Source organism: Pseudomonas sp. DC3200b2, from assembly GCF_049895785.1.
GTDB classification, from domain to species: domain Bacteria; phylum Pseudomonadota; class Gammaproteobacteria; order Pseudomonadales; family Pseudomonadaceae; genus Aquipseudomonas; species Aquipseudomonas massiliensis.
Genome location: NZ_JAFCTA010000012.1, coordinates 39590 through 49198, shown reverse-complemented (window position 1 = coordinate 49198; position 9609 = coordinate 39590). Strand labels below are relative to the sequence as shown.

Below are 9609 nucleotides of genomic sequence, written 5' to 3'. Positions count from 1 at the left end.
GTGAACAAGGTACTTCCTTTGGGAGAATGGTCCGATGTTTACGACACGGTACAGAATATTGCGAGTTTGCGTGACCGCTACGGTTTGAAGTCCGATAATGCGACCGTTCAAGCCAAGTTTGATCGGATGCTAGCTGCCATGGATGCACTGGAGCGCAATTATAAGGCCACTACGGAGCGGGTCAGCAACGCTGAGCAGCTGCGCGCTAAGCTCAATGAAGTCCAAACCCCCCAGCAGAAAGAGGACCTCCAGTTGCGCTACCAGCAAGAGTTGCTGGAGCAGCAGAACCAGCAAATGCGATTGGCGAACATGCAAATGCTTCAGCAGCAGCAGGAAAAGCTTCAAAGTAAAAAGCTAGAGCAAGATATTAGCGACTACTACTTTGGAAAAACCACTACTAGACCTCAATAGCGAATTAAAGGTTTGATGTATGAATAAGGTTATATTAGCTGGGCTGGTAATTGTTTTCATGGGTACGCTAAGTGCTTGCCGGGACGATGAAGACAAATTGGCCAAGGAGCGCGAGGCTAAAGCCCTTGAGAGTCAAAGGCGCGCTCAGGCGGCTGAAGATTACTACTTTGGAAAAACCAAGGAGCGACCGCAATACAGTGAGGATAAAAAACAGAATTAATTACTGCTAAAAGGAGGAGGTGTGAATGGAAATCCATATCACCCAGCTGATGTATGATTTTTTTGACGCCTCGCTCGAAAGTACTTTGTTAAACGGCATGGCTAAGGTAATGCTTGTGCTTTCTGCGCTAATAGGTACTTTTTGGCTATTGCACATGACCTTAAGGAGTATCTATTGGCTTTTCCAAGGCATGAATACTATCTTTCAAGAGGTCGTTTTTGAGATCGCGAAAGTAGCATTCATATGTTCTTGCGCTTTTAATTTGCAATGGTATTGGACTACCATCGTGCCGTTTGTTACCGGTTTCCCATCATGGATGGGTGGAGTGCTTTCAGGTCAGGAAGGCAGTCAAATGAATCAAATAGATTCTATGGTTGCTACATATCTTGATAATTTGATGCAGTTATACGATGTTTGGAAGATAAACATATGGGATGTAGATCTAAAGACTTTATATCTTGGCGCGCAAGCCATAGTTATTTATCTTGTGGCTGGGGTTCCTTTCATGCTAACGGTATCAGGAACACTCATAGTCCTTAAGGCTGCATCCACCGCCATATTAGCGGTTGGTCCTTTGCTGATTGCCTTTTCATTGTTTTCTCAGACCCGGCATTGGTTTTGGGGATGGGTATCCCTGTTGGCAGGGTTCATGCTGACACAGGTACTGTTTTCGATGGTCATGGCGTTAGAGATGAGCTTTATCAACGGGAATATAATTAAAAACGGCGTGATTGATACCAGTTTGGCGGGTAATTTCACGATGTTTCTGTGTTTTTCTGCTTTTACAGTTTTGGCCGTTGAGCTTCCTAATTATGGAGCGTCTATTATGGGGGGTTCTCCTGTTGCGGCTACGGGAATATCTGGCTTGCTAAGTAAAGGAACTGGGATACATGCCGCAATGAATGGAGCCCGAGGAGCAAAACAATTGATTGATAAAGCTAAAGTTTGGCGGAGAAACAGAATAAACTAGTAAATAGTAGAGTTTTTAGCCCTTCTTACTTTCGCTTCATCCCCTCGCTTCTATCAGGTACTCAACCATGAACTTCAAACTTGCTTTGAGCGGGCTGCTTTCGGCTGCCTTGCTGACAGGCTGTGGCTCCGCGCCCAAGCTTTCTGAGCCTTCGGGAAGCTGGGAGGACATGCCCTTTACCCATGCACCCACGCCCCGGCAGGCCGTGATTGCAGCCCCTGTGCCGCCACCCCTGGCCGAACTAGAGCAGCCGGTGGCCAGCGCCGCGCCTGAAGCGCCGCCCATCACCGTGCGCAAGATCGTCAAGCGCAAACCGCGCCCGGTCGCCGCTTCGCCGGTCCCCGAGGCCCCCGCAGCCACCCCACCCAGCGATTCCAAATGCTCCACGAACTGAACCCCACGCAGCGCGTGTTCGAGCCCAGGTTTTAGGTGATTTTTATGATGAAGCTACGCAAGTCAAAGCAGGACGTGATCGAGCAGGAGCGGCAGCTGGCCGCCCGTACCAGCCTCGATGCTGCGACCGCACAGGACATCAGCCTGGCCGAACAGGCGTACATCCACGCGGCCCGGTATTTCGAAAAGAACATTGCCGCTGATGAGCGCGCCAAGGCCAAGCGAGCCACCCGCCTGAACTATGTGTTCGGTGCCCTGGCGTTCATGTCGGTCGGTGCCGTGATCGGCCTGACCCCGCTCAAGACCGTGGAAACCTACCTGGTGCGGGTAGACAACAACTCCGGTTTCACTGACGTGGTGAAGCCTGTCAGCAAGGAAAAGTCGCCCGAGCAGATCGACGACGAATTCTGGCTGGCCAGCTATGTGCGTTTCCGCGAGAGCTACAACTTTTCCAGCAACGACGCCAATTTCAACATGGTCAAGCTGATGTCCTACGACGCGACCTTTGCGGATTACCGCAATTTCCAGCTGTCGTCCAAGGGCTACCTGTCCGTGCTTGGCCTGAACCGCCAGATCCGCACGGACGTGACCAACATCAGTTTCCTGGACCGCAAGGACGGCAAGGGCACCGCCCAGGTGCGCATGACCAAGACCGTCCTGGACCGCAACGGCCTACCTGATCCCCAGCTGGACCCGGCGACCTGGATTGCGACCGTCACCTATGACTACAAGAACCCGGCCAAAAAGGCCGGCGATCAGTGGCTCAACGCCCGAGGCTTCGGCGTGAAGGCGTACACGATGACCCAGGAAGTCGGGGTGCCGCATGAGTAGCACATTCAAAACCGCTAGCAGCGCCGCCGTCCTGTTGCTCATGGCATGCGCTCCTTTGGCCCAGGCCGAAATCATGGGCAGCGGCTCAGCGCTGGATAAGCGCGTACAGACCGCCGTGTACAGCCCCGACAACGTATACCGCGTCCAGACCGCCATTGGCCGCACCACGCTGGTTCAGTTTCCGCCCAATGAAACGATCAACGAGGACTCCGGCCTGATGGCCTCGGGCGACCCCAAAGCCTGGACCATCGGCCCCAACAAGGCAGGCAACCTGGTTTCGATCAAGCCCATCACGGACCTGGAGCCCGACACCAACATGGTGATCAACACCAACCGGCACACCTACTTGCTGGAGTTGAAGCTGGTCAAGCGCACAGAGGATATGACCTACGCGCTGCGCTTCACCTACCCCGAGGCGCCCAAGAAGCCCGCAGCGGTGCGCCGTGACCCCGGCAACCCTTGCGCCGGCCCCGTGCAGAACGGCCCTTACCAGCGCCGTTCGGACGACACCAGCCGCTCCATTGCCCCGGCTGAAGGCTGGGACAACGGCATGCTGACCTGCTTCCGCTTCACCGGCAGTGGCCCGCGCCCGGTGCTGTACCAGGTGCTACCCGATGGCACCGAAACCCTGGCCAACACCCACAACGAGCAAAACGTGGTCGTGGTGCATGGCGTCAGCCAGCTGTTCCGGTTCCGGCTGAACAAGATGGTCGTGGAGGCCCGGCCCAAGACCCAGATCGACACCGGGTACAACTTCAACGGGACCACCACCGGCGAGATTCGGGAGCTTAAACATGCAGAACAATGACAACACCCAAGCCCCGGAGCATTCGTCAGTGCCTGACAGCATCGGTCCTGCTGAGCCTAACGGCACGACTGAAGCCACACCGGGCGCAGCCAGCACCCAGGTCCGAGGCGCCTTCGACGTGCGCACCAAGCGCAAGGCCGTGACCACGGACAAGAAGCGGCTTTACCTGGGCATCGCTGCCATCATCGTGGTGTTCCTGGTCGTGGTGATCGGCGGCTGGTCGATGCTGATTTCGAAGATGAAGCACGGCAGCACCAAGGTTGATGAAACCCACGTCAAGAAGGACGCCACCCTGGACGTGAATCAAGGCGAAGACGACAGCATGCGGCAAGCCAAGATGGCCAAGCTGCGCGCCGAGGCGGCCGAGGAGGAGCGCAGAGCCCGCGCTGAAAAAGAGCGTCAGGCCCGCGAGCAGCAAGCCAAGGCGAACCCGGAGCAACCGCCCCAGGCGCCGACCGCTCAGGCCGCACCTGGAGCCAGCAACAAGGCACAGCCACCGGTGATCACGGCCAGGCAACGCAAGCTGGACCCGGCCATGTTCGTGCAGTCGGACGAAGGCCCCGCCAACGGCGCCGTGGGCAGCGCGCATTCGTCACAGGGCGGCGAACAGTCGCCTAGACCGCCATCGCTCTTAGCCGATGGACAAGGCGGCTCAGGCGGCCCTCTAGGCGGCGGTGATGCGTCATCAAGGACACGCGGCAGCTTGAGCGACCTTGGCGGTACAGGGTTCGCCCCGGCCAAGGCGTACCTGGCCCCGCCGCGCAAGTACTTGGTCACGCACAACACCTACACCCGTTGCGCGCTGTACACGGAAATCATTTCCACTCATCCGGGGATGGTCGATTGCCGCCTGACCGAGCCGCTGTTATCGGCCGATGGCAGCACGGTCATTGCCGACGCCGGCGACAAGCTCACCGGCGAGCAGCGGGTACAGGTCGGTCGCGGTGAATCCAGCGTGTTCACCACCTGGACCGAGCTTGAAACCCAATCCGGTACGCGTGCTCAGATCAACAGCCTGGGCGCCGGCCCGATGGGCGCCAGTGGCACCGAAGCCTGGATCGATCACCACTACCTACAGCGCTACGGCGGTGCGGTGATGTTGTCGTTCATCCAGGACGCGCTTCAGGCCGCCGCCAATAGCACGCAGCAAAGCTCAAGCGGCTACACGGTGAACAACAGCGAGCAGAACGTGGAAAGCATGGCCAACAAGGCGTTGGACAGCACCATCAACATTCCCGACACCGCGCACGTTCTGCCCGGCACCGTGATTACTGTCATCGTCGCTCGCGACATCGACTTTTCGCCCGTTTTCGAGAACCGCTAAGGAGGCTGCATGACAACGCTAGTGCTACCTGACGAACCCCAGGGATTGACCGAAGACACCCTGGTTCAAGACTTCCTGGACCAGTCAGGTGTGACCGAGCGGCTGAACCGCCCGGGCACTACGGACGTGGCGATCAACCGGCCTTATGAAATCTGGGTAGACGGCTCCGAAGGCTGGCAGCGCGAGGAGGCGCCCTGGCTAACCGCGACCCTGTGCTGGAGGCTGGCCAACGCGCTGTGCGCGTTGAATTTCCGTGTGCTATCAGCGCACTCACCGATTCACACGGTCGAGCTTCCTGGAGGCGAACGCGGCCAGATCGTGATGGCCCCGGCCTGCGAGAAGGGGACGTTGTCTATGACGTTTCGTAAGCCGTCGCTGGAGCGCTTCACGCTTCAGGATTACATCGACAGTGGCCGCTTTGACCGTGCCCAGGCTATCGCCGCGCCTCGGACTCACCTGGCCCCCTGGCAAGTGCAGATGAAGACGGCGCACAAGGCGCGGGAGTGGGGACGGTTCTTCCCCCAGGCCGTAGCCTACCGTCAGAACATCATCATTTTTGGCGGTCCAGGCTCCGGCAAGACCACCTTTGGCAAATCGCTGATGGACCTGTTTCCCGAGCAGCGCCGGATGATCACCATCCAGGGAGTGAAAGAGCTTCAGCTTCCGTATCACCCTAATCATGTGCATCTGTTCTACGGCCATGTGGTGGCCCCCAAGGCCCTGGTGGCCAGTTCGCTACGGATGAAGCCTGACCACCTGTTCCTGGCCGAGCTGACCGGCGACGAGGTATGGCATTTCATCGAGATTCTGAACACCGGCACTAGGGGCACCGTGACCACCGCACACGCCAATGACAGCGAATCGGGTTATGCCCGCGTGTGCGGCCTGGTGAAGCAATCGGAGGTAGGCAAGGGCTTGGAATATGACTACATCGAGCGCCTGGTACGCACCTCGTTTGATGTCGTGGTGTACATGGAAGGGACTCACATCCTGGAGGTGCATTACGAGCCCGATCACAAGCTGGCCCTGCTCAGCGGCAAGCAAGCCCTAGCAGCCTAGGAGGCGCCTATGTGGTGGAAAGTCTCGTTATCGATTCTGGTCCTGATGGCCGTGTGTTTCGTGGTCGGCCTGTACGCCGGCGGCGCGCTGTTCCTGCACCTGAACCATATGCCCCTGGCTGGCCTGTCCTGGGACACGCTCTGGGAGGCTCGCAAGCTGCCCTGGAATGACAGGCGTGTGCTGTACCTGCCGTGGTCCTGGTGCGTTACAGCCGGCCTGACCTTCCTGCCAGCCGGCGCCGCGCTGCTGGCCGTATTCTTCCGGCTCAAGCCCAGGACCACGCTGCACGGCGATGCCCGCTTTGCCAACAACCGCGAGCTTCGCCAGTTCGAGTACGCCGGCGAGTATAAAAAAACCTAACGGGCACCTCACACCGCCGCTTGCTTCACTGCGTTGTATGCAACACCCCAAACCGTCCCGCCAGCTTCCCCAAACGCTTATCCAGCGTCCACAGGGTAGCCTTTGACATCAATGTGGAGGCGAGCAGAAACATGTCGACAAGCCCGCAGCCAAGACCATAAAGCTGGTGACGTTCAACAAACTCCAGCGCCTCGCTTAACGAGGCTTGTTGGCCATAGCGAAGGCTTGATAGGTCAGCCAATGTTCTGACCCGGTCAGGTGGTGTCCCGCAGGCCAACTCGCCAAGAATCATCGGGTGTATCAACACCTGGTCCCGGCTAAGCAGATCCACCAGTGCCTCATTACGGCTACGAAAGTGCGCTATCCACACTGAGCTATCGACCAGCACATCCATCAGCTGAGTTCACCCTGCCGGCGGGGAACGTCTTCCATCGACGGCGCTGCAGAACCCAGTGAGGCAAGGCGTTTGGCCGCTTGAATGCGCACAAACGTCTGTACGGCCTCACGAAACAGGTCGGCCTTGTCCATGTTGGGGTCGGCCAGTTCAAGAGCGCGCTCATACAACGCGTCGTCAATCGTTACCGTGGTTCTCATCATATGCCCTCATCAAAATTGATGTTCTAACGCATCAAAATAGATGATTGCATGTGTTTGTTTGTGCATCAACCTGTGGAGAGTCAGATGGCCAAACCATTGGCTTATAGCCCAGAAAATCCGCAAAAGCGGATCGAAGAGTACCCAGCGTTTTTGCTGGGCAAGCACCCGACCAAAGACACCTTCCTGGCCAGCTACGGGCAACAGTTCGTAATGCTGGCCGCGCCACCGGGGACGGGTAAAGGCGTCGGAGCCGTGATCCCCAACCTGCTGAGCTACCCCGATTCAATGGTCGTGAACGACCCCAAGTTCGAGAACTGGGAGATCACCTCGGGCTTTCGCGCCTCGGCAGGCCATAAGGTATTCCGGTTTTCGCCGGAGCGCCTGGAGACGCACCGCTGGAATCCCATTAGCGCCATCAGCCGCGATCCGCTGTACCGGTTAGGCGAGATCCGCACCCTGGCCCGCGTGCTGTTCGTGTCGGACAACCCGAAGAACCAGGAGTGGTACAACAAGGCCGGCAACGTCTTCACCGCCATCCTGCTGTACCTGATGGAAACCCCGAAAATGCCGTGCTCGCTGCCCCAGGCGTATGAAATCGGCGCACTGGGTACTGGCATCGGCGTATGGGCTCACCAGGTCATCGAGCAGCGAAGCAGTGGACCCAACCCGCTGAGTGTTGAAACCCTGCGCGAGCTTAACGGCGTGCTGGAGGCCTCAAAGAACAAGAGCAGCGGCTGGTCTACAACCGTCGATATTGTGCGCGACGTGCTGTCGGTCTACGCCGAGAAGACTGTGGCCTGGGCCGTGTCGGGTGATGACATCGACTTTGCCAAGGCCCGCGAGGAAAAGACCACCATCTACTTCAGCGTGACGGAGGGTTCGCTGAAAAAATACGGCCCGCTGATGAACCTGTTTTTCACCCAGGCCATCCGGCTCAACTCCAAGGTATTGCCCGAGCAGGGCGGTCACTGCGCCGATGGCACCCTTCGGCTCAAGTACCAGCTGGCCTTGATGATGGATGAATTCGCGATCATGGGCCGCATGGAAATCATGGAAACCGCGCCGGCACTGACCCGAGGCGCCGGCTTGCGGTTCTTCCTGATCTTCCAGGGCAAGGACCAGATCCGGGCCACCTACGGCGAGGAAGCAGCCAACGGCATCATGAAGGCGATTCACAACGAAATCGTATTTGCCCCTGGGGACATCAAGCTGGCCGAGGAATACAGCAAGCGCCTGGGCAACACCACCGTGCGCGTACAGAACCAGTCGTTCAACAAGCGGGACATGAACCACCGGGGCCAGACGGACAGCTACAGCGAGCAGGCACGGCCCCTGATGCTGCCCCAGGAGGTCAACGAACTCCCCTATGAGAAGCAGCTGATTTTCATCCAGGGCACCAAGCAAACCGAGCCTATCAAAGTGCTGTCTCGCAAGATCTTCTTTTACGAGGAGGAAGTGTTTCGGTCGCGGGCCAACATGACGCCCCCGCCGTTGCCGATCGGAGACGCCTCGAAGATCGATGCGCTGACCGTGCCGGTACGCACCACCGAGGCCAAGGTAGCCTTGTCGGACGAGCAGCCGCTACGCGCCGAGCAAGAGCAGCGCTGGAGCCCCCGGAATGCCGAGGCTCCAGCGACTCATGCTGAAAAGCTAGGTTGTGCAGCGCCGGATTCAAACTTTGTAGAAGAAGGAAGCAAGCACTTGTAAGGCTAGCGAATAAGAAAGGTATCAGCTGGAGACAAGCCCCAGCTGAGCAACGATGCTACTGACCTGATCGAGCGTCCAGGGCTTAGGTAGTAGATGTACGTTTGGAGGAACGTTAGGGTGCTCATAGTGGTTGTACCCACTAGTCACAATGACAGGCATAGAGGGGTGGGTCTTGTGGACTTCTTTCACAAAATCAAACCCGTTGAGCCAGCCTGGCGTCACCACATCAGTGATTATCAAGGATATGCCTGGGTTGTCTTTGAATACCTTAAGACCTGCATCAACGGAGTCAACGACTCTTACGCTTGCGCCGGCTTCTGATACAACGCTGGCGAGGATTTCGCTCAAAGCAAGGTCGTCCTCGATGATTAAAACTTTAAACATGTGACTAGCAAAAGGGCAGATGAAGGAAGTTTGCCATTATGGCATCAGCAAAAGAATCATGCCTCTTCATGACCTTACCTTTCGGCGGGAGAGGAAAATTCCGTCATATGCCTAATCGATCAAACACAGAAACGCCCTCTGAGTGACCGGCGCGCCTGCGCCTTTCAGGAAATACCACCATGAAAACATCCGTACACACGGCTGACCGCCCAGGTCAGGCCGAGGGCAACGCCGTGCCTGGACGCGGCAAAAAACTGGTTTGTGCGCTGTTCGCGGTGTGCCTGTTCGGCAGCCCCCAAGCCTTCGCCGGCGACGCCTGCAAATCGGTGCTGTGCATGTTCGGCAAGCTCACCGGCAACAGCGGCGGCAACGCATGCAGCAGCGCCGAGCGGGACTATTTCAGCATCGTGGTGAAGAAGCACGGAAACATCAAATGGGGCAAGACGGCCACGGCGCGCCTGAATTACCTCAATGGCTGTTCCGAAGCGGATCGCAGCTACACCCAAAAAATCAACGACAAGTTCGGCATGGTCCGGGGCTGAGCG

General features: G+C 57.6%; 14 protein-coding genes. 11 read left to right on the top strand and 3 right to left on the bottom strand.

Annotated elements, in window-relative coordinates:
* The 9 genes from ACP691_RS21485 to ACP691_RS21445 all read left to right on the top strand — a co-directional run.
* Positions 1-411, top strand: a 411-nt coding sequence (locus tag ACP691_RS21485; RefSeq protein ID WP_426154273.1) for a type IV secretion system protein, incomplete at its 5' end; no start/stop codon positions are given.
* Between the two features lie 19 nt (positions 412-430).
* Positions 431-631 carry a hypothetical protein gene (locus ACP691_RS21480; RefSeq protein WP_426154271.1) on the top strand — a complete coding sequence of 67 codons (201 nt, stop codon included), beginning with the start codon at positions 431-433 and terminating at the stop codon, positions 629-631.
* Between the two features lie 25 nt (positions 632-656).
* Complete coding sequence (locus ACP691_RS21475; RefSeq protein WP_426154269.1) at positions 657-1601, top strand: type IV secretion system protein; 945 nt, start codon at positions 657-659, stop codon at positions 1599-1601.
* A gap of 67 nt (positions 1602-1668) precedes the next feature.
* Complete coding sequence (locus tag ACP691_RS21470; protein WP_426154267.1) at positions 1669-1995, top strand: conjugal transfer protein; 327 nt, start codon at positions 1669-1671, stop codon at positions 1993-1995.
* 44 nt (positions 1996-2039) lie between these two features.
* The gene (locus tag ACP691_RS21465) at positions 2040-2825 is read left to right on the top strand and encodes a virB8 family protein (protein WP_426154265.1); all 786 of its coding nucleotides are present in this window, start codon (positions 2040-2042) and stop codon (positions 2823-2825) included.
* A 40-nt stretch (positions 2826-2865) separates the two neighbouring features.
* Complete coding sequence (locus ACP691_RS21460; RefSeq protein ID WP_426154289.1) at positions 2866-3633, top strand: TrbG/VirB9 family P-type conjugative transfer protein; 768 nt, start codon at positions 2866-2868, stop codon at positions 3631-3633.
* Positions 3620-4957, top strand: coding sequence for a TrbI/VirB10 family protein (locus tag ACP691_RS21455; RefSeq protein WP_426154263.1), 1338 nt, complete (start codon positions 3620-3622; stop codon positions 4955-4957). Before ACP691_RS21460 ends, ACP691_RS21455 begins: the two co-directional genes overlap by 14 nt.
* Before the next feature lie 9 nt (positions 4958-4966).
* Positions 4967-6016, top strand: coding sequence for a P-type DNA transfer ATPase VirB11 (virB11, locus tag ACP691_RS21450; protein ID WP_426154261.1), 1050 nt, complete (start codon positions 4967-4969; stop codon positions 6014-6016).
* A gap of 9 nt (positions 6017-6025) precedes the next feature.
* Positions 6026-6376 (top strand): hypothetical protein, encoded by a 351-nt coding sequence (locus ACP691_RS21445; RefSeq protein WP_426154259.1) that lies wholly within the window; start codon positions 6026-6028, stop codon positions 6374-6376.
* Between the two features lie 25 nt (positions 6377-6401).
* Here the strand turns inward: ACP691_RS21445 and ACP691_RS21440 are convergent, their stop codons facing one another.
* Both ACP691_RS21440 and ACP691_RS21435 read right to left on the bottom strand, forming a co-directional pair.
* A complete protein-coding gene (locus tag ACP691_RS21440; RefSeq protein WP_426154287.1) occupies positions 6402-6773 on the bottom strand; it encodes a type II toxin-antitoxin system VapC family toxin in 372 nt (123 codons plus the stop codon).
* On the bottom strand, positions 6770-6970 hold the full coding sequence (locus ACP691_RS21435; RefSeq protein WP_426154285.1) for a type II toxin-antitoxin system VapB family antitoxin: 201 nt from the start codon (positions 6968-6970) through the stop codon (positions 6770-6772). Before ACP691_RS21435 ends, ACP691_RS21440 begins: the two co-directional genes overlap by 4 nt.
* A gap of 87 nt (positions 6971-7057) precedes the next feature.
* Here ACP691_RS21435 and ACP691_RS21430 point away from each other — a divergent pair, with 87 nt between their 5' ends.
* A complete protein-coding gene (locus ACP691_RS21430; protein ID WP_426154257.1) occupies positions 7058-8680 on the top strand; it encodes a type IV secretory system conjugative DNA transfer family protein in 1623 nt (540 codons plus the stop codon).
* A gap of 21 nt (positions 8681-8701) precedes the next feature.
* Here ACP691_RS21430 and ACP691_RS21425 read toward each other — a convergent pair whose 3' ends face one another.
* The gene (locus ACP691_RS21425) at positions 8702-9064 is read right to left on the bottom strand and encodes a response regulator (protein ID WP_426154256.1); all 363 of its coding nucleotides are present in this window, start codon (positions 9062-9064) and stop codon (positions 8702-8704) included.
* Between the two features lie 179 nt (positions 9065-9243).
* Here ACP691_RS21425 and ACP691_RS21420 point away from each other — a divergent pair, with 179 nt between their 5' ends.
* Complete coding sequence (locus tag ACP691_RS21420; protein ID WP_426154254.1) at positions 9244-9606, top strand: TrbM/KikA/MpfK family conjugal transfer protein; 363 nt, start codon at positions 9244-9246, stop codon at positions 9604-9606.
* Positions 9607-9609 lie beyond the last annotated feature (3 nt).